This window comes from Kitasatospora sp. NPDC049285 (genome assembly GCF_040678815.1).
Classification (GTDB): Bacteria; Actinomycetota; Actinomycetes; order Streptomycetales; family Streptomycetaceae; genus Kitasatospora.
The window spans coordinates 1-21,578 of record NZ_JBFAQR010000094.1; the positions used below are offsets into that span (position 1 = coordinate 1).

The window sequence follows — 21,578 nt, forward strand, 5'->3', positions numbered from 1 at the left end:
CCCGGAGGACCGGGCGGCCATTCCTTCCGAGCCCTCGAGGGCAACGCGCCATCAGCCATACCCGGTCCTCCCGGACCGCCTCACATTCTTAGGGACCCGCCATGACCACCACCCACCACCCCCTCGCGATCCTCGGCGGAGGCCTCGGCGGCCTCACCCTCGCCCGGGTGCTGCACGTCCACGGCATCCCCGCCGCCGTCTTCGACCTGGAGCCGTCCGCGACCGCCCGCACCCAGGGCGGCATGCTCGACATCCACCACGACTCCGGCCAGCTCGCGCTGCACGCCGCCGGGCTGTACGAGGAGTTCGAGAAGCTCATCCACCCCGGCGGGCAGGCCATGCGGCTGCTCGGACCGGACGGCACCGTCCACCTCGAGGAGGAGGACGACGGCACCGGCGGCCGCCCCGAGGTCGACCGCGGGCAGCTGCGGGACCTGCTGCTCGGCTCGCTGCCCGAGGGCACCGTCCACTGGGGCAGGAAGGCGGTCGCCGTCACCCCGCTCGCCGACGGTGGCCACCGGGTGGAGTTCGCCGACGGCGCCGCCCTCACCACCGACCTGCTGATCGGCGCGGACGGCGCCTGGTCCAAGGTCCGCCCGCTGCTCTCGGACGCCCGCCCCGCCTACACCGGCATCTCCTTCGTCGAGGCCGACCTGCACGCCGCCGCCGCACGCCACCCCCGCGCGGCCGAACTGGTCGGCGGCGGCGCCTTCTTCGCCCTCGGCGGCGGCCGCGGCTTCCTCGGGCACCTGGAGTCCGACGGCAGCATCCACGTCTACAGCGCCCTCCGGACCGGCGAGGACTGGCCCGCCGGGAGCGCCCCGGTCCCGGACGCGCCCGGTGCTCCGGATGGCGCCGCACTGGGTGCCGCCGCCGTCCGCACCGCCGCGCTGGCCGCGTTCGACGGCTGGAGCGAGGGCCTGCGCGGGCTGCTCGCCGACGCCGACGGCGAGCTGACGCTGCGTCGGATCCACGCGCTGCCGGTCGGCCACCGCTGGGCGCGCACCCCGGGCGTCACGCTGCTCGGCGACGCCGCGCACCTGATGTCCCCGTTCGCCGGGGAGGGCGCCAACCTGGCGATGCAGGACGGCGCGGAACTCGCCCTGGCGCTCGCCGCGCACCCCGGCGACCCCGAGGCGGCGCTCGCCGCGTACGAGGAGGCGATGTTCGTCCGGGCCGAGGACTCCGCGCGGGAGTCCGCCGAGAACCTGGAGCTGATGTTCGGACCGGACCCGGTTCCGGCGCTGCTGGCGATGTTCGCGCCGGGCGAGGCCGCTGACCGGGAGGCAGGGCGGGCGGCGGCGGACGTCGTGGTGCCGGGTCGGTAGGTTGGTCGGCGGCGGACGTCGTGGTGCCGGGTCGGTAGGTTGGTCGGCATGGAGAGCACCGAGCCGAGGCCGCGCAGTCGGCGTGAGCGTCCCGCCAAGCCCGCCCTCACCTACCAGGGGATCGTCGACGCGGCGGTCCGCCTGATGGAGACCGAGGGCCTGCAGCGGGTCACCATGCGGCGGCTCGCGCAGGACCTCGACACCGGCCCGGCCTCGCTGTACGTGTACGTGTCCAACACCGCCGAGCTGCACGCCGCCGTCCTGGAGCACCACCTGGGCACGGTCGACCTCGCACCGGCCGCCGAGACCGGAGGCGACTGGCGGGAGCGCCTCGCCGCGGTCCTGGCCTCCTACACCCAGGTGCTGTTCCGGCACGCCGCGCTGGCCCACTCCGCCCTGCTCGCCCGTCCCACCGGCCCGCACTACCTGGCCCTGGTCGAGGCGCTGCTGGCGCTCCTTCAGGAGGGCGGCGTCCCCCGGGCGCAGGCCGCCCGCGGCGTGGACCTGCTGCTCCAGGTGGCCACCGCGACCGCCGCCGAACACGCCGGCCGCACCGGCCCCACCGCCGACGCCGAACACACCGCCCTGGTCCGCGCCCTCCACCACGCCGACCCCGCCCGCTACCCGCACATCGCCGAAGCCGCCGACGACCTGGTCTCCGGCCGACCCGAGGACCGCCTCGCCTGGACCTTCCGCACCCTCGTCAACGGCATCGCCGGCACACCGCTCTGACGCCGACGCCCTCCTGTTCGGCGCCCTCGCCCGTGGCGACGGCCATAAGCTCGCCGTCCGCGCGTTTCGGTCCCGCGACGGCGAGCGAGACCAACGGCGAGAACGCCGGCCCGAGCAACTGCTCCGGGTGGACGTCGTCGCTCCCCGGGTTTCAAGGTCATTTACGACCAGTAGCGTCGCAGAGCCGACGGTGGGTCAGGTCGGGCATCCCCGCACCGGTGTCAGCCCCACCCGAACCCCCGGCGCCGACGTCCGAACCACCCTCGCCAGCGCGGGGGAACAGCAGCCGATGATCTCTCGGGACCACCCGCCCAGCCGCGGTAGCAGTTCCTCGGCCTGCCGGAGATCCGGGAGCATCAGCCGGTAGGTCTGTGTCGTCCGGGCGACGGCTGTGGGGATAATCGTGGTGTGACCCCTCTTGCCTCTGTCGACGGCCGATACGCGCAGCTGGCCGACCGGGTGCCGCAGTCGTTGGACGAGCTGGCCGGCCCGATCGTCGGCGCGGTCGAGCTGCCGCTGCACCTGGCGTGGTCCGGGCTCCGGACCTACGACCTGTCCCTGCCCCGGCAGCGGATGGGCCTGTACAGGCTCGTGCTGAATGAGGGTATGCGCGAAGACCTGGCCCGCTTCCTCGACGCCAGGACACTGGTCGACCTCTGGCCGACCCTGCGGACCCTGGTCGGCCCGGCGGTTCGCGCCGTGTGGGAGGACAACTTCGCCGAGCTCGCCGCCGCTCGGACCGCCGCGGCGTGAGGCTCACCCCGCTGCACGCCCGGCTGCTGGCCGATGTCCTCGACATCGGCACGCTTACGCGCTGGTCCTCACCGGCGGCTACGCCGTCCAGGCCCACGGCCTGGCCGACCGCCTCAGCCAGGACCTCGACGTCGCCACAGAGCACCCCGCCGCGATGCAGGAGATTACCGCCACCCTCTTCTCGGGGCTGGCCGGTCGCGGCTGGCACGTGAAGCAGATCGAAGTTGTCCCGGTGTCCGCCCGCATTGTCGTCACCGACCCCGCCACCGGCGAGGCGTGCGAAGTCGACGTCCTCAAGGAAGTCCTCCACCGCCCGCCAGTACTGCTCGAACCCGGCATGGTCCTGGCCGTCGAGGATGTCGTGGGCACCAAGATGCGCGCCCTCGCCGACCGCGGCTACGCCCGCGACCTCATCGACGTCCACGCCGCGTCCCAGCACTTCGCCCGAGCGGACCTCGAAGGGTACGGACGCCGGGTCCGCGGCGGCCTCGACCCTGCCGAGCTGCGTTCCCGCCTCGCCGGCGCAGAGTGGATCGACGACGACGAGTTCGAGGCCTACGGCCTCAGCGAGGACGCCATCCAGGAACTCCGCCGCTGGGCCCAGGAATGGGCGGACGACCTCGGACGCCGCCTGGCCGGCGACGATCCGGACAGCAGCTGAAGCCCACTCAACTTCCGACCGCTGGGCCTCCGCTGCGCCGGGGCGGCTGCGTCGGGTGCGGGAGGCGGGTGTGATGCCGCAGTTGACGGTGCGTCGGGCAGGTTTCGGGGTCGGTATTCGATCAATCTTCCGGGAGTCGGTGACGGTGTGCGCCCCTTCCCTTACTGTACGGGGCATGACTTCTGCGGGGAGGGCGGTCGGCGACCGCGGTACGGCGGTGGTGATCGGCGGCGGGCTGGCCGGCTGTCTGGCGGCCTGGGCGCTGCGCGGCGTGGCGCAGCGCGTGGTGGTGATCGAGCGGGACCGGTACCCGGAGGGCGCGGACTTCCGCGCCGGGGTGCCGCAGGGCCGGCACGGGCACCTGCTGCTGGAGGCCGGGCACCGCACGCTGGAGGAGCTGATGCCCGGCGCCCGGGCCGACCTGTTCGTGGCGGGCGCCACCCGGGTCCCGGTCTCCGGTGCGCTGCGCTGGCTCAGCGCGGCCGGCTGGCTCGCCGAGTACGAGGCCGAGTTGGCGTTCATGAGCTGCACCCGGCCGGTGATCGACAAGGTGGTGCTGGACCGGGTCCGCACCGAGCCGAGCATCGAGATCCTGGAGGGCACCGAGGTGGTCGGCCTGCTCGGCGACGCCCGCACGGTGACCGGCGTGCGGATCCGCGAGCGCGGCCGGGTCGGCGCCGAAGTGCAGCACGTCCCGGCCGAGTTGGTGGTCGACGCGGCCGGCCGCGGCACCCGGATCTCCCGCTGGCTGGAGGACCTCGGCGCGCAGGAGCTGCAGGAGGAGCGGGTCGACGCGGGTGTCGCGTACGCCAGCCGGATCTACTACCGCACGCCCGGTCACAACCTCGGCTTCGACGCCTTCTACGTGCAGACCCAGGCCCCCGTGCACGGGCGCCTCGGCGTCCTGCTGCCCGTCGAGGGCGACCGCTGGATCGTCAGCATGGGCGGCATGCGCGGCCACGAACCGAGCATCCAGGCGGGCGAGTTCGAGCAGCAGCTGGCCGCCCTGCGGGACCCCGGCATCGCCGACGTGGTCACCCAGGCCCGGCCCGCCGGGCCGCCGCGCGGCTTCCTGCCCGGCCCCGGCGTCTGGCGCCACCACGAACGGACCGCCCCCGACGGCCTGGTGGCCGTCGGCGACGCCTCCTGCACCTTCAACCCGGTCTACGGCCAGGGCATGAGCGTCGCCGCGCTCGGCGCCCGCGCGCTGCGCGACATCGTCCGCCGCCACCAGCACATCGGTCCGGCCGCCGCCCGCGACGCCCGGGACGCGATCGCCGCCGTCACCAAGAACCCGTGGGTGATGTCCTCCAGCGAGGACGTCCGGTTCCCGGCCACCACCGGCGGCCCGACCGGCCGCATGGTGCGCACCCAGCACCGCTTCCTCGACCGGGTGCTGGCCCGCGCCACCACCGACCCCAAGGTCACCGAGGCGTTCCACACCGTGTCGTCCCTGGTGGAACCGCCGACCGCGCTGTTCCGTCCCTCCGTGCTGGGAGCGGTGCTGTTCGGGGGCTGACCGACTCGCGTCATGCGGTCCGGCGGCCCCGACGCCGACTCCCCACGGGCGATGTGACAGCCTGTGCGACGAAACCTGAGGATCCTGTGGGGGGTTGGCGGCGGACATGAGCAGCGAGATCTACTTCAACAACAACTACCGTGACCTGAGCGAGCAGCACGGCACCGGAGCCGGCTTCCAGTTCGAGTTCTCCTGTGCCCGCTGCTACGACACCTGGCGCTCCCCGTTCGAGCCGTTCCGCACCGGGCAGGCCGCCAGCTGGATCAACAAGGGTGTCAGCGCCGCCTGGGGCCTGCTCGGCGGCAGCGCCTCCAACGGCATCAGCAACGCCGCGGACGGGCTGGCCGGCGCCAGCTGGGGCAGCGGCCGCGACGAGGCCTTCCAGCGCGCCATCGGCAACGCCCAGCAGCACTTCAACCGCTGCGCCCGGTGCACCCACTACGTGTGCGGCCGCTGCTGGAACGCCGCCCAGGGCCTCTGCCTCGGCTGCGCCCCCGACACCGCCGCCGAGGCGATGGCCGCCCAGCACCGCGGCCTCAACGACGCCGTCACGCAGAACGCCTACAGCTACGGCCAGACCCAGGCGCCGACCTTCGACGTCACCGCCCCGCGCCAACTCGTCTGCCCGCAGTGCAACGCCGAGACGCACGGCACCCCGTTCTGCCCCGCCTGCGGCTTCCGCCTCGCGGAGCCCCCGCACTGCACCACCTGCCACGCGGAGGTCCCCGCCAACTCGGCCTTCTGCCCGTCCTGCGGCACCAGGCGGTAGCCGTCCCGGCCGTTCCCCGATGGCGACAGCCCGGCCCGTACGCGAGTCCTCGCGTCGGACCGGGCTGTTCGGCTTCGCAGCCGGGTGCCGGCCTCCGGGCCGTGAGATCCCGGGTGCAGCTTCCGGGTCGTCAGATCCCGGCCGTGGGGAGCAGCAGGATGGCGTCCGGGTCGTAGCGGCGCCAGTGCGGGAGGGCGGCGGCGCCGATGAGGCGCAGGCGGCACCAGGGCCGGCCCTCGGGGTCCTGCCACCAGCCGTTGATGCGGCCGAGGGCCCAGGTGTCGTGGTCGTCCATCCGGACCTCGACGGGCTGGTAGGCGGGGCGGACGTCCTCGTCCGGCGGGGACCAGGCGGTGTCGGTCTCCAGGGGTGCGGGGTGCACTGCTGTCCTCCTTCGGGTCCGGTCGGGCCGGGTTGCCGTGGTCACTCTACAGACGTGTAGAAACTGATGGTGGCGAATCGCGGCGCGGCACACCGATCGCGGTGCCGGGGGAGCGCGCCGGACCGGGTGTCGCGGGAGCGTGCCGGAACAGGTGTCGGGAGATCACTCCCTAGCCAGATGACTAAGCGCTTGCTTAGACTCGGCAGCAGCGGGCCGCCGGCACTCCCTCCGAGCGCGACGGACCGTCCGTCCGTCCGTCCGCCGACTGCCGCGTCTCGCGGCAGCACCCTCGCACCCCCGCAGGAGACCACCCATGCCGGGAACGAACCGTCAGATCCGCCTCGCCCGCCGCCCGGTCGGCGAAGTCCGGCCCGAGGACTGGGCGCACGTCAGCGAGCCGGCCGCCGCGCCCGAAGCGGGCTGGTTCGCCGGACGGACCCGGTACGTCTCGCTCGACCCGGCGATGCGCGGCTGGCTGGACGACCGCCCCTCCTACCTGCCGCCGGTCGGCCTCGGCGAGGTGATGCGCGCCGGTTCGGTGGTGGAGATCACCGAGTCCGCCCACCCCGACTTCCAGGTCGGCGAGTTCGTCACCGGCACCTTCGGCGTCCAGGAGTACGTGCTCTCCGACGGCCGCGGCGTCCACAAGGTCGACCCCGCGCTCGCCCCGCTCTCCACCTACCTCGGCGCGCTCGGCATGCCCGGCATGACCGCCTACTTCGGCCTGCTGGACGTCGGCGCCCTCAAGGAGGGCGAGACCGTGGTGGTCTCCGGCGCGGCCGGCGCGGTCGGCACCATCGTCGGCCAGATCGCCCGGATCAAGGGCTGCCGGGTCGTCGGCATCGCCGGCGGGCCGGACAAGTGCGCCATGCTCACCGAGGAGTTGGGCTTCGACGCGGCCATCGACTACCACACCGAGGACGTCCGCGCGGCACTGCGCACCCACGCTCCCGACGGCATCGACGTCTACTTCGACAACGTCGGCGGGCCGATCCTGGAGGCCGCCCTCGGCCGCCTCGCGATGCGCGCCCGGGTGGTGATCTGCGGCGCGATCAGCCAGTACAACAACGAGACCGCCCCGCACGGCCCCGCCAACTACCTCGCCCTGCTGGTCCGCCGCGCCCGGATGGAGGGCTTCGTCGTCTTCGACTACGCCCCGCGCTACCGCGAGGCCGCCCGCGACCTGGCCGGCTGGATCGCCGACGGCCGCCTCAAGGTCAAGGAACACCTGGTCAAGGGTGCCATCGACGACTTCCCGGACACCTTCCAGATGCTCTTCCGCGGCGAGAACACCGGCAAGCTGGTGCTCGACCTCTCCTGACCCGGACCCGTCCCCGACCCGGTCGTGCGCACCCCGTGGCCTGTGGCGGATCTCGGTCCGTCAACGAGGCAACGGGGTGAGCCGCCCTGATGCGACGGGCGGCACCGGCGCGGCCTGATCCCGGCGCGTCGCGTGCCCAACTCGCCCGGGCGGATAATCGATTGAGTACACACCCCGGCCGCGCCTAGCATGCGGCCCATGCCCAGTCCTGGCGAGATCCGTATCCTGGTGACCTTCATCGACGCCGCCGACGGGCAGCCCTTCGCCCGAAGCGAGATGCCGGCCGAACAGCTCCCGGAGAGCTTCGAAGCGGCCACCCGGCTGGCGGTCGGGGGAGCGCACTGGGAGGTGGTGGCGGCGGAACCGGTCCGGCAGACGGCCTGGCTGGTGACCGGGCGGCTGGAGTTGACGCTGCGCCGGATCGAGGGGATCGACCCGCGGCTGATCGGCGGCACCCTACCCAGCATCTGCGCCGAACTGCCGCCACTGGAGGACCCGACGCTGCGCAGCGACGACCTGGTGATCCACGAGGACGACTGGCGCCAGACCGAACTCGTCTCCCGCCGGTTCAGAGCCGAGGTGGAGGACCAACTCGACCGGATCGGCGCGGTGTTCGAGCGCTCCAGGGTCGTCGGGCAGGGCGACCGCGCGCTGCGGGTCTTCGACGAACTGCACCTGCGCACCCGGCCCGTCCGCCCGGTCGACGCCCCGCTGACCGTCGACCGGCTCTACCAACTCTTGACGCCCACCCGGATGTTCTCCGGCGTCGCGCTCCGCGACGGACAGGGCCGGGTGGCGGACTCCTTCGCCGCCGAGGCCGGTCCGGTCACCGTCTACGGCCTGCACACCGTCCCGGGCAACCTGGTGACCGTCCTGGCGCTCGCGCCGACCACCGCGAGCGCCGCCGACTTCCCCGAACTCGCCGACCTGATGGAGCAGTTCGACCTCCTGCTGATCGACTGGTGCAGCCTGCGCGGGGAGGACCCCGAAGCCTGACCGGTCCTGACGGTCCGTCAGTCGCCCAGCGGGCGCAGCCGGGTGCCGGAGGCGGTGAAGGCCTCCACCATGGCGGGGGCCGGGCCGGGGGAGTCCAGCGCCAGGGTTCCCTTGGGGACGGCCTGGTCGACGCGCCGGCCCGGCGTGGCGACGGTGACCCGGGTGACCCGGCGGCTCGCCGCGACCAGCGGTACTCGCTCCCGTTCGCCGCCTGCCAGCGGTACTGCGCGACGGTGTCCTGCTCGTAGCGGCTGCACGCCCGGCCGTCCGCGCGGCCGAGTCGCACCGCCTGCCCGCCGCCCGGCGGCAGCACCGCCGCCGCACTGCCCGACCCGTCCCAGCGATCGGCCCGCAGGCAGGCCCACGCCAACTCGCCGCCGCCCTGCGGAAGGTTCTGGTCGGCGAACTCCCACAGGTTCAACTGGCTTACCCCCGGCGCGGCTTCGGGCATCGCGCAGGCGCCGGACGCCCACCGGTGCAGCGCCTGCGGGCCGACCGCCTGGGGGTGGTGTCGCTCTGTCAGTCAACCCAACGAGCGGACCATGCGATGATTGCGCCGTCCGGGGGTGGCGCCTACGGCAGGTCGAGTTCCTCACGGGCGGCAGCGATCCACCGCAGGACGTTGCGCGATCCGGTCGACTCGGCCAGCGTCGTCGCCTCCTTGAGCAGCGCGGCCGCGTCGTCCCGTCGGTCCTGCTGGGCGGCGATGTGGGCCAGCCCGATCTGGTTGGCCGCCACGCCCGGCAGGAAGCCCAACTCCGTACGCAGGCGGGAGGATTCCTCGAAGTACGCGCGGGCCGCGTCGAGCCGGCCGGCCATGTGCTCGGTGAACCCCAGGTGCCGTAGGGCGTAGGAGCTGGTCAGCCGGTCGCCGGCCGCGGTGGCCAGTTCCAGCGCGCGGGTGAAGTAGGGCAGTGCGGCCGCGTTGTCGTCGCGCACCACCTGGTGGAAGGTGCCGATCCAGAACGCCGACTCCGCCTCGCCCCGCGTCTCGCCGAGCTCCGCGTACAACTGTGCTGCACGCTCGAAGAGTTCGAGCTCGTGGGGGTCCTCGATCCGCTCCTCCATGAAGCGGGCGTGGACCAGTCGGCCGCGCGCCAGCGCGACATCGGCCTCCACCGAGTCGAGGTCCCGGAGGGCGGTCGCCAGCGCGTCGCTGTCGCCGGCGAAGACGGCGCGCTCGTAGAGGGATCCGGCCCGGTCGATTCGCTCATCCACAGTCATGGCGTGATCGTATTCGAACGACAGGTGCGAGATGTGACGATCAGTCATATCGCCTGCGCAGGCGGGCGGTCAGAGGTGATCCGGGCCGGACCAGCGGTACCAGGGGCCGTCGAGGTGCTCGTACCAGCTGCGGTGGACGGAGGCCGGAGCGCCGGAGGGGAAGTACGCGTAGCCGTGGTGGGCGAAGAAGCCGGAGCCGGTGATGGCGAACTTCATGCCGCCGTCGACCAGTTGGGCGTCCTGGACCAGATAGCCGGCGGCGTGGTCGGGGCTCCCGGCGGTGGTCTCGGCGGAGAGGATCTGCTCGGCGTAGGAGGTGAGGGCCGGGCGGGCGAGCGCGAAGCGGGCCTGCTGGGGAACGTCGTGGTGGACCAGCAGCACCGTGCCGACGAGCAGCAGCGGCGCGGCCGTCCAACGCAGCAGCCCGGGCAGTCGGCCCGTGCCGACGCGGTGTGACGCGGTGTCACGCCCCCGCCGGGCGAGGTGGATCTGCCGGGCCAGCCAGGCGAACGGGAGCACCAGCAGGGTCAGGACGCCCGCGCCGAGCAGGCCGACGTCCTGGCCGGGGATGCTGAAGCCGAGCAGGATCGCGGCGGCCGCGAACGCGCAGCCCAGCAACACGCTGTCGCCCGGCCGCCCCAGCCTCCGCAGGGCCCGTTGCACGGCGGGCACGGCGACCAGCGCCGCCACGGCCGCCGTGGTCGCGACGGCGAGGGGCACCGCGACGTCCGAGAGCAGCAGGGACGGCACCCAGAGGAACATGCCCGCCGCCATCAGGCCCACGGCCGCGACGTCGTGCGCGATGCCCTCCGGGGCGAGTGCGATGGCGGTCAGCAGCAGCGACAGGACCAACGGCCCCCGGTACCCGGGCTGGTGGAGGGGGCGCAGCAGAGTGGCCCACCAGGCGGCGGAGAAGGGCGAGTTCATGATCACGGGACCCATCTCTACCAGGGGCGGAGGAGGGGAGGGAAGGGGCGGGGTGGGGAGAGGCGCAGGGGAGTAGAGGGAGGGGATGGGAGAGCGGCGGGGAGGAGAGGGAAGGACGGTGCGGGGAGAGGCGCAGGGGAGTAGAGGGAGGGGATGGCGGGGGGAGGGGATGGCGGGGGGTGGGGGCGAGTCGGTGGCCGGGCGCGAGAAGACGGCGGCGGCGGGTGGTCAGGGGGTGGGCGTTGCCGTCGGGGTGCTGTCGGTGGTCGGGAGGTGCAGCGTGGCGGCCTGGCGGGCGGTCAGGCGGCGGATCATCAGGATCGCGAGGGCCGCGGCGGCGACGCCGGTGAGTAGTTCGGCGGGGGAGGAGCCGTCCGCGTCGGGGTGCAGGTGGAGGACGACGAGGCCGCTCACGATCTTCGCGAGGAAGACGGCCCACCAGGCGTTGATGATCCAGGTGCCGCCGGCCGGGCCCGCGGAGCGCCAGATGTCGAGGGCGACGCGGCGGGGGATCCACAGGTTGCCGAGCGGGATGAACCAGCCGCCGACCGCGTAGCCGGGGGTGTGGGCGTGCGCGCCGGGGGCGAGGACCTCGGCGTTGCGGCGGCAGCGCCGGAACCAGACCAGGAAGACGGCCACGGTGGCGACGAAGAGCGGGAAGGTGAGCGGGATCGTGAAGGCGAAGTACGGCGAGTCGGTGCCGCCGGCCAGGCCGATCGCGACCTGGACGGCGGTCTGAAAACCGATCAGCAACTGGGCGACGGTACCCAGCGCGCGCGGGTCGGCCACCGGCCAGGCCGGGGCGGGTCTGACGGTGGGCTCCTGGACGACGTCGTGCTGCACTGCGGCCTCCCGCACTCCTGCCTGCGGTGCCGTTCACGCGCAGAGATCGCGCCGAACACTAGGGCGGGGCAGGCCGGGCGTGCAAGCGCAATTCGCGGCGTCCTGCCTGGTCAGCGCGGTGCAGCGGAGTTGCCTGGGCGTCAGGAGACGGTCGGCGGCGGGGTCAGCAGGACGAAGTCGGCGCCGTTGCCGTCCACGCAGACGGCCATCCGGCCGATGTCGGGGGCGTCCTCGGGGCCCATGGCGACCTCGCCGCCGAGCGCGCGGACGGTGCCGACGGCGGCGTCGCAGTCGGCGACGGTGAAGACGGGGTGCCAGGCGGGGACACCGCGGGAGAGGGCGAGTTGGTCGCGCGGGACCTGCAGGACGCCGCCGTGCATCCGCTCCTTGGGCTGCCCGGCCGGGGTGACGATCGTGTAGACGCCGCCGGTGCCGTCGGAGCCGGGCATCGGCATGTCCTCGCTCTGCCAGCCGAACACCTCGCGGTAGAAGGCCAGCGCGGCGGCCGAGTCGGTGGTGTACAGCTCGGTCCAGCACAGCCCGCCGGGGTCGTCGACGGCCTCCAGGCCGGACGAGGTCCCGGGCGTCCAGACCGCGAACTGGCCGCCCTGCGGGTCGGTGAACTGGGCCATCGACGCCCAGCCCTCGACGTCCCGGGGCTCCACCCGCACGGTGCCGCCGGCCCGCATGACGGTCGCGGCGGTCTCGTGCACGTCGGGCGTCAGGAAGTAGACCATCCAGGCGGAACGCGCCCCCTCCTCGGTGAGCAGGCCGATCCCGGCGGCCGCCTTGCCGTCCGAACGCTCCAGGCCGAACGCGCCGTCACTGCCTTCCATCGGCTCGAACTGCCAGCCCAGGACGGCTCCGTAGAAGTCCGCGGCAGCGGTCACGTCGGGCGCGCCCAGGTCCAGCCAGCACGGCGAACCGGGGACGAAATCAGTGGTGATCACGGCGTTCTCCCTTCGCCAGGCACTCCGCTTCCAGCCTGGCACCGGCACCGCCCGGACGCGTCCGGAACGAGCGGTCGCCCGCCACCCTGGTACCGCCAACCGGAGTAAATCCTGTGCAGATCCTCGGGCGGAGCAAGGAATTCGACCGTCAACCGGAGGCCGACCATGACATTTCGCGGAAATTCCTCCCGTTGACCGCGAAATCGTCACCTGGAACAGGATTCGGGTCCCCGTAATCGGGCAGGGGCCGCATACCCCCAGCGACCCCAGGAGAGAGGCACCAGAGTGGCACTGAGCGTGAGCTACGGGGAGCGGTACGGCTGGACGGTGGTCCAGGTCGCCGGCGAAGTCGACATCAGCGGCGTGGTGGCACTGCGCGAACGGCTCCAGCGGCTGGTCACCGACGGCTGCCTGCGGATGGTGGTCGACATCAGCCGCGTCGACTTCTGCGACTCCACCGGCTTCGCGGTCCTGGTCGCCACCCGGCGGCTGCTCTACTCCAAGGGCGGCCGCCTGCGACTGGTCCTGCCGGGACCCGAGACCCACACCCGCAAGATCCTGCAACTCTTCGGGATCGAGCGGATCTTCGAGGCGTACGACACGGTCGACGAGTCGCTCGCCGACCTGCGCGAGGCGGCACTGAAGGAGGCGGACAGCGTGCCCAGACAGCGCGAGGGCACCCGCGCGGTCACCGACTGATCCGGCCGAGCCGGACCGTCGCCGACCGGCCCGGGGGAGCCGGCCGCGTCGGACCGGGCGGACGCCCCGGGGCGCCCCGTCAGCGGGACGCGGTCAGCGGGGCGTGCCGAAGTCCTGCGTCCACCACGGGCCACCGGCGCCCAGGTGGATGCCGACGCCCAGCTCCGCGTAACCGCAGTTCAGGATGTTCGCGCGGTGGCCCGGACTGTTCATCCAGCTGTCCATCACCGACGACGCGTCCTTCTGACCACGGGCGATGTTCTCGCCCCACGCGCTCCACCGGTACCCGGCGGCGTCGATCCGCTGCTGCGGGCCGGCGCCGTCGGGGTTGGTGTGGTCGAAGAACGAGCGCGCCGCCATGTCGTCCGAGTGCTTCTGCGCCGCCGTCGCCAGCTGCGCGTTCGACTTCACCGGAGGGCAGTTGTTCTTGGCCCGCTCGGTGTTCACCAACTCCAGCACCTGCTGCGCCAGGTCCACCGTCCGCGAGGCCGTGCTCGGCGCCGCGGACGGCTTCGCCGGCGCGGGCGCGCTGCTGGACGCGGCGGACGGCGACGGGGACGGTATCGCGGACGGGCTCGCGGAGTCCGTGCCGTCGGCCGGGGCGACCAGCGTCGCGGGCACCGCCGGCGCGGAGCCCGGCGGCTGCTCGGCCAGGCCGGTCGCGGGCGGCGAGTCCGACAGGCTCATCGCCAGCAGGCCCGCCGCCACCACGCCGACCACGCCACCGCCCATCAGCAGCCTGGAGCGGCCCGGGCCGCTGCGGCCCGCCGCACGGTGGCCGCCGCCGCGGCGGTTCGGGCCGCCGCGCCGGTGCGAGCCGCCGCCCGGCCGGTGGGAGCCGGAACCGCCGGAGGAGACCTGATGGCTCGTCGGGTCGAAGTGGTAGCGCGGGTCGTCCGGCAGCGGCACCAGCGCCAGCCCGGCCAGCAGGCCCTCCGCCGGGACCAGGTCGCGCCGGTGCTCGGCGCACATCCCGCACTCCCGCACGTGCCGGCCGATCCGCTTGCGCCACAGCGCGCTCGGCACCCCGTCCCAGCCCGCCGTCAGCTCGGCCAGCCACGGGCACGGCGGCACCGCGGCCAGCGCCCGCACCGCGACCCGGACGCTCTCGAGCTGGTTCTTCATCCGTTGCACCCGCACCGCCGCGTGCTGCTGCGACACGTCCAGCGCCGCCGCCAGCTCGGCCCGGGTCAGCTCGCCCGCCGCCTCCTGCCACCACAGCGCGAGCAGGTCGCGGTCGCCCTCGTCCAGCCAGCGGGTCGCCTCCGCGACCTCGCGGCGCTGCTCGGACAGCCCGAGCCGGACGATCGTCAACCCGACGAAGTCACCCGCCGGATCGGCCACCGCGGTCGGGTCCGGCACGTCGTGCACGGGCGCCGCGTCGCGGTGCCGGCGACGGACCTGGTTGACCGCTATCGCCACCAGCCAGCTGCGGAAACCCGCCGGGTCGCGCAGCGAGGGCAGGCCGTCCACCGCACGCAGCATGGTCTCCTGCACCACGTCGTCGGTGTCCGGGTGCCCCGCCAGCGCCCGGCCGACGATGTTGTACACCAGCGGCAGATGCCCGCCGACCAGCTCCGCCACCGCCTGCCGGTCACCGCGCTGCGCTCGTCCGACCAGCGCCGTCGCCCGCTCACTCTCCACTGCCCGGCCCATCCTCGTGTCCTCGCGTCCTGCCCTCACACCCTCGGAGATCCACCGCGAGGCGGCGGATAACGAAAAACCGCCGGAAATCTCCGAACCGGCCACCGGGACCCTAGGGTCTGTCGTCAAACCCCCGTCGCGGCCCCGCGGCGTCTGGTGCGTGCTCGCGGCGTGCCGGGTGGAAGCCCTCGTACTGGGTGTACTCGGGTTTTCGCCCGGTGCGGCGAGAGTGCGTGCCAGGCGCTGTGGGGCAGGCGGGGGTTTGACGACAGACCCTAGCGCCTCAGTGGCCACGTGGGTCCCGTCGGACCCCGGGCGGTCCGCGTGCGGGGACCTGGTGGGCGCGTGATGCTGGGGGTGGCCGGTCGGTGGCGTTCGTGTGCTCCGACGGCCCGCCCGTTTGTCGTGGACGGGCGAACTCACTTTTCCCCGTTGCTCGTTGAGCATGATCGAGAGGACAGCCATGCCCTTCCTCACCCTCACCGACGGTTCGCAGAAGTACTACAAGGACTGGGGCGCCGGGCGGCCCGTCGTCCTTTCGCACGGCTGGCCGCTGAACGCGGACGCCTGGGACGACCAGTCCGTCGCGCTCGCCGACGCCGGCTACCGGGTCATCGCGCACGACCGGCGCGGTCACGGCCGCTCCAGCCAGACCTGGGACGGCAACGACATGAACCGGTACGCCGACGACCTGGCCGAGCTGATCGACCACCTCGACCTGACCGACGCCGTCCTGGTCGGCCACTCCACCGGCGGCGGCGAGGTCGCCCGGTACCTCGGCCGGCACGGCACGTCCCGGGTCCGCAAGGCGGTCCTGCTGGGCGCCGTCCCGCCGCTGATGCTGAAGACCGACGCCAACCCGGAGGGCACGCCGATCGAGGCGTTCGACGCCATCCGGGCCGGGGTCGCCGCCGACCGCTCGCAGTACTACTACGACCTGAGCGAGGCGTTCTACGGCTTCAACCGCCCCGGCGCGGCGGTCTCCGAGGGCAAGCGCCGGGAGTTCTGGCTGCAGGGCATGCAGGTCGGCCTCAAGGGCGCGCTCGACTGCGTCGCGGCGTTCTCGGAGACCGACTTCACCGAGGACCTGAAGAAGATCGACATCCCGGTGTTCGTCGCCCACGGCGACGCCGACCAGATCGTCCCGATCGCGGCCGCCGCCCTGAAGTCCGTCAAGCTGCTCGCCCAGGGCACCCTCAAGGTGTACGCAGGCGCGCCGCACGGCCTGGTCGGGGCGTACGAGGCCGAGTTCACCAAGGACCTGCTCGCGTTCCTCGCCGACTGAGCCGACCGACAGCACGGACTGGACCATCGACCGCAGGAGGTACCCCGTGTCCGAGCAAGTGCCCGTCGCCTACCGCCTCCGGAGGGCCGCGTGCGGCGGCTTCTCGATCGGCTCGGTCGGCTCCTTCCTGTCGATCGGCTCCGCGTACTCGATGCTGTCGATCGGCTCGGTCGGGTCGTTCCTGTCGCTGGGCTCGGTGGGCTCCGCCCTGTCCGTGCTGTCGGTCGGCTCCTGGCGCAGCGCGGCCGCGGTGCTCTCCGCGGACTCCTTCGCCGCGGCGTTCAGCTACCGCTCCGTCAACGCGGTCAACTCCGCGCACCGCCGCAACCGGTTCGGCAAGCCGGTCTGAGCCCGCCCGGCGGCGCCGAGCCGCGCTGCGGCGGGCCGCGTTGTGGCGGGCCCGGCCGGAAAATCCGATGCGCCCGAGGCCACCGGCCCGCCATCGTGTGCGGATGGTGAACGGGTGGGCCGCCGCGGCGGTCGAAGGCGCGGTGGCCGGGCTCGGGGTGGCGGTGCCGCTCGGTGCGATCGGGGTGCTGCTCCTCCAGGAGGGCCGGCGCGGCTGGCCGGCCGCCGCGGGGGGCGCCACGGCGGTGGCCTTCGTCGACATGGCGTACGCCGCCGTCGCCGTCCTGGTCGGCCCCCGGGTGGCCGGAGCGCTGGCCGGACACGAGACGGCCGTCCGGGCCGTCTCCGCCGTGCTGCTGGCGGCGATCGCCGTCCGCGGCCTGCTCGGCCTGCGACGTCAGGCAGTTGACGCACCGTCAGCCGGTGGTGGCACCGCCGGGGCGGTGCGCTCCTTCGTCCGGTTCGGGCTGCTCACCGTCGGCAACCCCACCACGGCGCTCTACTTCACCGCCCTGATCGCCGCCCGCGGCAGCTCCGCCCACACCGACGCCCCCGTCTACGTGCTCGCCGTGTTCCTCGCCTCGCTCACCTGGCAGCACCTGCTCGCCGCCACCGGCGCCTTCGCCACCGCCCGCCTCACCCCGCGCCTGCGCCGCGCCACGTACGCCGCGGGCTACGGCCTGGTCGCCGTGCTGGCGGTCCGGCTGGTGCTCGCCGGCTGAGCGGCGGTCGGTCCCGCAACCCTCAGCGCCCATCCGTAGCACGGACACCGGGGCTCCCTGTGCTCGCCGGGTGAAGACCTGGTGGGTGCTCAACCGCGGCCCGGGGCCCGCCGGTAGGGTTGCGGCCCGATCGTCGTGTGGGGGAGTGGGATGAACACCGTCACCAGTTTCGATTCCGTCACCGAGCACGCGCGCACGCGCGAGGCGCTGGGCGTCGTCGTGCCGCGGTTGGCGCGGCTTCTCGGCGCGGTGCGGGCGTCGGACGCCAGGTCCGGAGTGCCGGTGTGGACGGTCGGGGACGTCGGCGCGCACGTCGCCACCGTGTACCTCGCGTACACCGCCGCGGCGACCGGCGCGCCGGTGGGCTGGGAGGGCCTGCTGCCGCCGGCCGGCGAATCGCTCGGCGGGCGGATCGCGGCGCTGAACACCCGGGTGATCGGACTCGTCGACGAGACCGAGCGGGCCCGGCTCGGCGAGCTGATCGCGGAACGCGGCGAGGCCTTCCTGCGGGCCACCGAGTCCCTGCCGCCGGACCTGCTCGTCGACACGCCCTGGTACGGGGAAGGTGTCCAGGTCACCGTCGCGACGCTCACCGGACTGCTGCTCAGCGAGAGCCTGGTCCACGGGCTCGACATCGCCCGCGGTGCGGGTCTGCGCTGGCCGATCGAGGCCGAGCACGCCGGCCTGGTCTTCGCGCAGGTGATGCCGACGATGATGCCGCTGGCGGTGCACGCCGAGCGGGCCCGCGGCGCGCGGATCGCCTTCGACCTGGCGATCAAGGGCGGGCCACGGCTGGCCGTCTCCGTCCTGGACGGCGCGGTCACGGTCACCCGGGACGCCGCACCGGGCGCCTCCGACGTCCGGATCAGCGCCGACCCGGTCACCTTCCTGCTGGTCGCCTTCCGGCGCACGCCCCTCTGGCAGGCCGCCCTGCTCGGACGGATGCGGGCCGGCGGACGCCGACCGTGGCTCGCCGGACAGCTGCTCCGGCTGATCGTCGCGCCCTGAGGGTGGTCCCCGCGTCGGGCCGCGGTCCCCGCGTCGGGCCGCGCCCTGAGGCTTTACGGCGCCGTCGTGGACTGACGTCGCGTCAGCTCGCCGCGTCAGCTCGCCGCGCGGTCCGCCGCTCCCGTGCCAAGCCACACGGCGGCGGCGGCCTCCAGCGGGAGGTCGAGCGCTGCGCACAGGCCGACCACGGTGCCGAAGCCGGGGCTGGGCAGGCGGCCCATCTCGATCTTGCGGAGGGTCTCGGGCGAGATGCCGGCGGTCTCGGCGACCGCGATCGGGTCGCGCCCCGCCCGGGTCTCCCGGAACAGGGCGCCCAACCGCCGGCCGGCCTCGATCTGCTCGGGGGTGAGGGGGACGCGCACCATGCGCACCACGCTACCCACCCCGGGGCCGCTCCGGCCAAGGAGCCCGGAAAGCGGGACGCTCAGGCGAGCGGGAAGTCGACACCGTGCTCCGCTTCGGGCCGCGGCCCGAACCACCGGCGGTCGGCCTCGGCGATCGGCAGGTCGTTGATGCTCGCCTCGCGCCGCCGCATCAGGCCGTACTGGTCGAACTCCCACAGTTCGTTGCCGTAGGAGCGCCACCAGCGGCCGTCGCCGTCGTGCCACTCGTACTGGAAGCGGACGGCGATCCGGTCGGCGTCGTACGACCACAGGCTCTTGCGCAGCGCGTAGGCGTGCTCGCGCTGCCACTTGCGGGCGAGGAACGCGGTGATCTCCGCGCGGCCCTGCACGAACTCGTCGCGGTTGCGCCAGAGCGAGTCGGGTGTGTAGGCGAGGGCGACCCGGGCCGGGTCCCGGGTGTTCCAGGCGTCCTCGGCGGCCTGCACCTTCCGGCGGGCGGTCTCCTCGGTGAACGGGGGATAGGGCGGACGGTCCTCGGGCACGGCGGTCTCCTCAGGTCGAGAACGTGCGTTCTCCAGTGCGGGCAGGCCCTACGCTAGGGAACGACCGTTCTCGACGTCAAGGAGGCCCGCCATGCCCGCCGCGCTCACCCAGGAGCAGACCCGCCAGGACCGCGAGGCGCTGCTGGACGCGGCCGAGGCGCTGTTCTACGCCAAGGGCATCCAGGCGGTCGGGATGGACGAGATCCGGGCCGCCGCCGGCCTGCCGCTCAAGCGGATCTACCGGCTGTACCCGGCCAAGGAGGAGCTGCTGGTGGCCGTGCTGCACCGGCGGGACGCGCGCTGGCGCGGCAGCCTCGCCGCGTACGTCGAGCGGCGGACCGACCCGCGCGAGCGGGTGCTCGCGGTCTTCGACTGGTGCGCCGACTGGTTCGCCGAACCCGGCTTCCGCGGCTGCGCCTGGCTCAACGCGTTCGGCGAACTCGGCGCCGCCCCGGCTCCCGTGCTCGCCGAAGTCCGGTCGCACAAGCGGGAGTTCCACGCCCAGCTGACCGCCTGGGCGACCGCAGCCGGCCTCCCCGCCGACGCCGCGCGCACGCTCTGCCTGCTCGCCGAGGGTGCGATGGTGACCGCCGCCGTCACCGCCGACCCGGCCCCGGCCCGGCACGCGCGGGACGCCGCGGCGCACCTGCTCGCGGCGGGCTGACCGGCCCGGGCAGGGGCCCCCGTGTCGTACCCGGGTGGAATGATCGCCTCGGACGGCGTGGAGGAACGGGGAGTGGCATGCGGCTGATCGACGACCGGGAACGCAGGGCCCGGCTGGCCCGCCGGCACGGGCTGGCCCCGCAGCACCGCAGGGCGGACGTGCTGGCGGCGACCCGGGCGATGGCGGTGCTGCACTCCACCGAGCCGGCCACGCCCTACCTGTCGCTGTTCGCCCGGATCGAGGGCTTCGCGCGGGCCGACTACGACGAGGCGCTGTTCGAGTCGCGCTCGCTGGTCAGGCAGCTCGCCATGCGGCGCACGCTGTTCGTCTTCTCGCGCGAGCTGCTGCCCGCGGCGGTGAGCAGCGCCTCCGCGCGGATCGCCGAGCGCGAGCACGGCCGGCTGGTGCGGGAGCTCCAGCGCGGGGAGCTGGCCGCGGACGGAGCCGCCTGGCTGGCCACCGCGCGGGCGGCGATCCTGCGGCGGCTGGCCGGCGGCGTCGAGCTCAGCGCCAAGCAACTGCGCGAGGAACTGGACGAGTTGACCGGTCAGCTGACCTGGTACGAGGGCAAGCCCTACGGCGGGGTGCTGCACGTCGCGCCGCAGGTGCTGGCCTGGCTGTCGGCCAACGGCGACGTGGTGCGCGGCCGCAACGCCGGGCACTGGCGGATCACCCGCCCGCAGTGGACGCGGATGGACGAGTGGCTCGGCGCCCCCGTCGACCGGATCGCCGCCGGGGCGGGCTACGCCGAACTGGTCGCCGCCTACCTGCGCACCTTCGGCCCGGTCACCGAGCGGGACCTGGTGTGGTGGTTCGGCGCGACCAAGGCCGCGATGCGGAAGGCGCTGGCGGACCTGGCCGCGGTGCAGGTGCGGCTGGAGCGCGAGCAGACCGGCTGGGTGCTGCCCGACGACGTCGACCCCGCGCCGCCGATCGAGCCGTGGGCGGCGCTGCTGCCCGTCCTCGACCCGACCGTGATGGGTTGGAAGGACCGGGACTTCTACCTCGACCCGGACTTCGTCCCCGCGATCTTCGACCGGGCCGGGAACTGCGGCACCACCGCGTGGTGGGACGGCCGGATCGTCGGCGCCTACGTGCAGGACGAGGACGGCCGGGTCGAGGTGATCGTGCCCGCCGACCCGGGCCCCGCCGGGCGGGCCGCACTCCGGGCGGAGGCCGACCGCCTGACGGAGTGGCTCGACGGCGAGCGGGTCACCTCGCTGTACAAGTCCCCGCTGACCACCTGGGAGCGGCCCGCATCCGGCGGATCCCGGCGACCGGACTGACGGGTGGTGCACGACGGTCGTTGCCCGGTATTAAAATACCGGACAACGACCGTCCGGCACCGCACTGCCGGCCACCGCCCCCAGGAGCCCCGCCGTGATCGAGCTGAAGACCCCGCAAGCGATCGACAAGATGGCCGTCACCGGCCGCTTCGTCGCCCGGACGCTCGCCGAACTCGCCGCCCTCGCCGAGCCCGGCCGCCAACTCATGGACCTGGAGCACCAGGCCAGGCACCGGGTCGAGGAGCGCGGCGCGGTCTCCTGCTACTGGGACTACGCCCCGTCGTTCGGCCGCGGCCCGTTCCGCAACGTCATCTGCCTGTCGGTGAACGACGCCGTCCTGCACGGCATGCCGCACCCCTACGTGCTGCGCGACGGCGACGTGCTCAGCCTGGACTTCGCGGTCGGCATCGACGGCTGGGTCGCCGACGCCGCGATCACCGTCACCGTCGGCACGCCCGCCGAGCAGGACGTCCGGCTGATCGCCTCCACCCGCGCCGCCCTGGACGCGGCGATCGCCGCCGCCGTCCCCGGCAACCGGATCGGCGACCTCTCCGCGGCGATCAGCGCGGTCGGCGACGCCGGCGGCTACCGGATCAACACCGACTTCGGCGGCCACGGCCTCGGCCGCACC

Annotated in this window: 24 protein-coding genes and 1 pseudogene; 16 read left to right on the plus strand and 9 right to left on the minus strand. The window is 73.8% G+C overall.

The features are described 5' to 3' along the window. Positions 1-101: 101 nt before the first annotated feature. From AB0K51_RS32840 to AB0K51_RS32865, 6 genes and pseudogenes are all read left to right on the plus strand, one after another. Entirely contained in the window at positions 102-1,328 is a 1,227-nt protein-coding gene (locus tag AB0K51_RS32840; protein ID WP_363461607.1) for an FAD-dependent monooxygenase, read from the plus strand. 48 nt (positions 1,329-1,376) lie between these two features. Beyond that, positions 1,377-2,060 carry a TetR/AcrR family transcriptional regulator C-terminal domain-containing protein gene (locus AB0K51_RS32845; protein ID WP_363461609.1) on the plus strand — a complete coding sequence of 228 codons (684 nt, stop codon included), beginning with the start codon at positions 1,377-1,379 and terminating at the stop codon, positions 2,058-2,060. A gap of 408 nt (positions 2,061-2,468) precedes the next feature. Beyond that, on the plus strand, positions 2,469-2,813 hold the full coding sequence (locus tag AB0K51_RS32850) for a transcriptional regulator (RefSeq protein ID WP_363461611.1): 345 nt from the start codon (positions 2,469-2,471) through the stop codon (positions 2,811-2,813). Continuing rightward, positions 2,810-3,474 (plus strand): annotated as a pseudogene (locus tag AB0K51_RS32855) (nucleotidyl transferase AbiEii/AbiGii toxin family protein). The gene AB0K51_RS32850 and the pseudogene AB0K51_RS32855 overlap by 4 nt, the downstream one beginning before the upstream one ends. Before the next feature lie 175 nt (positions 3,475-3,649). After that, complete coding sequence (locus AB0K51_RS32860; protein ID WP_363461613.1) at positions 3,650-4,993, plus strand: FAD-dependent oxidoreductase; 1,344 nt, start codon at positions 3,650-3,652, stop codon at positions 4,991-4,993. Positions 4,994-5,099: 106 nt separating this feature from the next. After that, on the plus strand, positions 5,100-5,762 hold the full coding sequence (locus AB0K51_RS32865) for a zinc-ribbon domain-containing protein (protein WP_363461615.1): 663 nt from the start codon (positions 5,100-5,102) through the stop codon (positions 5,760-5,762). 130 nt (positions 5,763-5,892) lie between these two features. Here the strand turns inward: AB0K51_RS32865 and AB0K51_RS32870 are convergent, their stop codons facing one another. Further along, the gene (locus AB0K51_RS32870) at positions 5,893-6,144 is read right to left on the minus strand and encodes a hypothetical protein (RefSeq protein ID WP_363461617.1); all 252 of its coding nucleotides are present in this window, start codon (positions 6,142-6,144) and stop codon (positions 5,893-5,895) included. A gap of 313 nt (positions 6,145-6,457) precedes the next feature. Between AB0K51_RS32870 and AB0K51_RS32875 the strand changes: the two genes are divergently transcribed. Together AB0K51_RS32875 and AB0K51_RS32880 are read left to right on the plus strand one after the other, a co-directional pair. Further along, on the plus strand, positions 6,458-7,465 hold the full coding sequence (locus AB0K51_RS32875) for an NADP-dependent oxidoreductase (RefSeq protein ID WP_363461619.1): 1,008 nt from the start codon (positions 6,458-6,460) through the stop codon (positions 7,463-7,465). A 198-nt stretch (positions 7,466-7,663) separates the two neighbouring features. After that, on the plus strand, positions 7,664-8,461 hold the full coding sequence (locus AB0K51_RS32880) for a hypothetical protein (protein ID WP_363461621.1): 798 nt from the start codon (positions 7,664-7,666) through the stop codon (positions 8,459-8,461). A gap of 17 nt (positions 8,462-8,478) precedes the next feature. Here the strand turns inward: AB0K51_RS32880 and AB0K51_RS32885 are convergent, their stop codons facing one another. The 5 genes from AB0K51_RS32885 to AB0K51_RS32905 all read right to left on the minus strand — a co-directional run bounded on the left by AB0K51_RS32885 (position 8,479) and on the right by AB0K51_RS32905 (position 12,405). Further along, positions 8,479-8,718 (minus strand): hypothetical protein, encoded by a 240-nt coding sequence (locus AB0K51_RS32885; RefSeq protein WP_363461623.1) that lies wholly within the window; start codon positions 8,716-8,718, stop codon positions 8,479-8,481. 316 nt (positions 8,719-9,034) lie between these two features. Beyond that, positions 9,035-9,685, minus strand: coding sequence for a tetratricopeptide repeat protein (locus AB0K51_RS32890; RefSeq protein ID WP_363461625.1), 651 nt, complete (start codon positions 9,683-9,685; stop codon positions 9,035-9,037). A gap of 69 nt (positions 9,686-9,754) precedes the next feature. Then, entirely contained in the window at positions 9,755-10,627 is an 873-nt protein-coding gene (locus tag AB0K51_RS32895; protein WP_363461627.1) for a hypothetical protein, read from the minus strand. Positions 10,628-10,840: 213 nt separating this feature from the next. Then, positions 10,841-11,455 carry a DUF4328 domain-containing protein gene (locus AB0K51_RS32900; RefSeq protein WP_363461629.1) on the minus strand — a complete coding sequence of 205 codons (615 nt, stop codon included), beginning with the start codon at positions 11,453-11,455 and terminating at the stop codon, positions 10,841-10,843. Between the two features lie 140 nt (positions 11,456-11,595). Then, on the minus strand, positions 11,596-12,405 hold the full coding sequence (locus AB0K51_RS32905; RefSeq protein WP_363461631.1) for a VOC family protein: 810 nt from the start codon (positions 12,403-12,405) through the stop codon (positions 11,596-11,598). Positions 12,406-12,690: 285 nt separating this feature from the next. On the opposite strand from AB0K51_RS32905, the gene AB0K51_RS32910 reads away from it, so the two are divergent. Continuing rightward, entirely contained in the window at positions 12,691-13,104 is a 414-nt protein-coding gene (locus AB0K51_RS32910; RefSeq protein ID WP_363461633.1) for an STAS domain-containing protein, read from the plus strand. A 93-nt stretch (positions 13,105-13,197) separates the two neighbouring features. Here the strand turns inward: AB0K51_RS32910 and AB0K51_RS32915 are convergent, their stop codons facing one another. Continuing rightward, on the minus strand, positions 13,198-14,760 hold the full coding sequence (locus AB0K51_RS32915) for a sigma-70 family RNA polymerase sigma factor (protein WP_363461635.1): 1,563 nt from the start codon (positions 14,758-14,760) through the stop codon (positions 13,198-13,200). Between the two features lie 451 nt (positions 14,761-15,211). On the opposite strand from AB0K51_RS32915, the gene AB0K51_RS32920 reads away from it, so the two are divergent. From AB0K51_RS32920 to AB0K51_RS32935, 4 genes are all read left to right on the plus strand, one after another. Then, positions 15,212-16,033: an alpha/beta hydrolase gene (locus tag AB0K51_RS32920; RefSeq protein WP_363461637.1), complete on the plus strand. Its 822-nt coding sequence runs from the start codon at positions 15,212-15,214 to the stop codon at positions 16,031-16,033. A gap of 46 nt (positions 16,034-16,079) precedes the next feature. Continuing rightward, entirely contained in the window at positions 16,080-16,382 is a 303-nt protein-coding gene (locus AB0K51_RS32925) for a hypothetical protein (RefSeq protein ID WP_363461639.1), read from the plus strand. Positions 16,383-16,485: 103 nt separating this feature from the next. After that, positions 16,486-17,103: a lysine transporter LysE gene (locus AB0K51_RS32930; RefSeq protein ID WP_363461641.1), complete on the plus strand. Its 618-nt coding sequence runs from the start codon at positions 16,486-16,488 to the stop codon at positions 17,101-17,103. 150 nt (positions 17,104-17,253) lie between these two features. Next, a complete protein-coding gene (locus AB0K51_RS32935; RefSeq protein WP_363461643.1) occupies positions 17,254-18,111 on the plus strand; it encodes a maleylpyruvate isomerase N-terminal domain-containing protein in 858 nt (285 codons plus the stop codon). A gap of 95 nt (positions 18,112-18,206) precedes the next feature. Here the strand turns inward: AB0K51_RS32935 and AB0K51_RS32940 are convergent, their stop codons facing one another. After that, complete coding sequence (locus tag AB0K51_RS32940; RefSeq protein ID WP_363461645.1) at positions 18,207-18,476, minus strand: helix-turn-helix transcriptional regulator; 270 nt, start codon at positions 18,474-18,476, stop codon at positions 18,207-18,209. A gap of 59 nt (positions 18,477-18,535) precedes the next feature. Beyond that, positions 18,536-18,997, minus strand: coding sequence for a nuclear transport factor 2 family protein (locus tag AB0K51_RS32945; RefSeq protein ID WP_363461647.1), 462 nt, complete (start codon positions 18,995-18,997; stop codon positions 18,536-18,538). A gap of 91 nt (positions 18,998-19,088) precedes the next feature. Here AB0K51_RS32945 and AB0K51_RS32950 point away from each other — a divergent pair, with 91 nt between their 5' ends. From AB0K51_RS32950 to AB0K51_RS32960, 3 genes are all read left to right on the plus strand, one after another. Next, on the plus strand, positions 19,089-19,661 hold the full coding sequence (locus tag AB0K51_RS32950) for a TetR/AcrR family transcriptional regulator (protein WP_363461649.1): 573 nt from the start codon (positions 19,089-19,091) through the stop codon (positions 19,659-19,661). Between the two features lie 77 nt (positions 19,662-19,738). Further along, positions 19,739-20,947 carry a winged helix DNA-binding domain-containing protein gene (locus tag AB0K51_RS32955; protein WP_363461651.1) on the plus strand — a complete coding sequence of 403 codons (1,209 nt, stop codon included), beginning with the start codon at positions 19,739-19,741 and terminating at the stop codon, positions 20,945-20,947. A 94-nt stretch (positions 20,948-21,041) separates the two neighbouring features. Further along, positions 21,042-21,578, plus strand: a 537-nt coding sequence (locus AB0K51_RS32960; protein WP_363461653.1) for a M24 family metallopeptidase, incomplete at its 3' end; no start/stop codon positions are given.

Bases quoted from the DNA above. Each gene is read 5' to 3' on its own strand.
- AB0K51_RS32840 (WP_363461607.1), top strand. From the start codon at position 102: ATGACCACCACCCACCACCCCCTCGCGATCCTCGGCGGAGGCCTCGGC.
- AB0K51_RS32845 (WP_363461609.1), top strand. From the start codon at position 1,377: ATGGAGAGCACCGAGCCGAGGCCGCGCAGTCGGCGTGAGCGTCCCGCC.
- AB0K51_RS32860 (WP_363461613.1), top strand. From the start codon at position 3,650: ATGACTTCTGCGGGGAGGGCGGTCGGCGACCGCGGTACGGCGGTGGTG.
- AB0K51_RS32865 (WP_363461615.1), top strand. From the start codon at position 5,100: ATGAGCAGCGAGATCTACTTCAACAACAACTACCGTGACCTGAGCGAG.
- AB0K51_RS32875 (WP_363461619.1), top strand. From the start codon at position 6,458: ATGCCGGGAACGAACCGTCAGATCCGCCTCGCCCGCCGCCCGGTCGGC.
- AB0K51_RS32880 (WP_363461621.1), top strand. From the start codon at position 7,664: ATGCCCAGTCCTGGCGAGATCCGTATCCTGGTGACCTTCATCGACGCC.
- AB0K51_RS32890 (WP_363461625.1), bottom strand. From the start codon at position 9,685: ATGACTGTGGATGAGCGAATCGACCGGGCCGGATCCCTCTACGAGCGC.
- AB0K51_RS32895 (WP_363461627.1), bottom strand. From the start codon at position 10,627: ATGGGTCCCGTGATCATGAACTCGCCCTTCTCCGCCGCCTGGTGGGCC.
- AB0K51_RS32915 (WP_363461635.1), bottom strand. From the start codon at position 14,760: ATGGGCCGGGCAGTGGAGAGTGAGCGGGCGACGGCGCTGGTCGGACGA.
- AB0K51_RS32920 (WP_363461637.1), top strand. From the start codon at position 15,212: ATGCCCTTCCTCACCCTCACCGACGGTTCGCAGAAGTACTACAAGGAC.
- AB0K51_RS32930 (WP_363461641.1), top strand. From the start codon at position 16,486: ATGGTGAACGGGTGGGCCGCCGCGGCGGTCGAAGGCGCGGTGGCCGGG.
- AB0K51_RS32935 (WP_363461643.1), top strand. From the start codon at position 17,254: ATGAACACCGTCACCAGTTTCGATTCCGTCACCGAGCACGCGCGCACG.
- AB0K51_RS32940 (WP_363461645.1), bottom strand. From the start codon at position 18,476: ATGGTGCGCGTCCCCCTCACCCCCGAGCAGATCGAGGCCGGCCGGCGG.
- AB0K51_RS32950 (WP_363461649.1), top strand. From the start codon at position 19,089: ATGCCCGCCGCGCTCACCCAGGAGCAGACCCGCCAGGACCGCGAGGCG.
- AB0K51_RS32955 (WP_363461651.1), top strand. From the start codon at position 19,739: ATGCGGCTGATCGACGACCGGGAACGCAGGGCCCGGCTGGCCCGCCGG.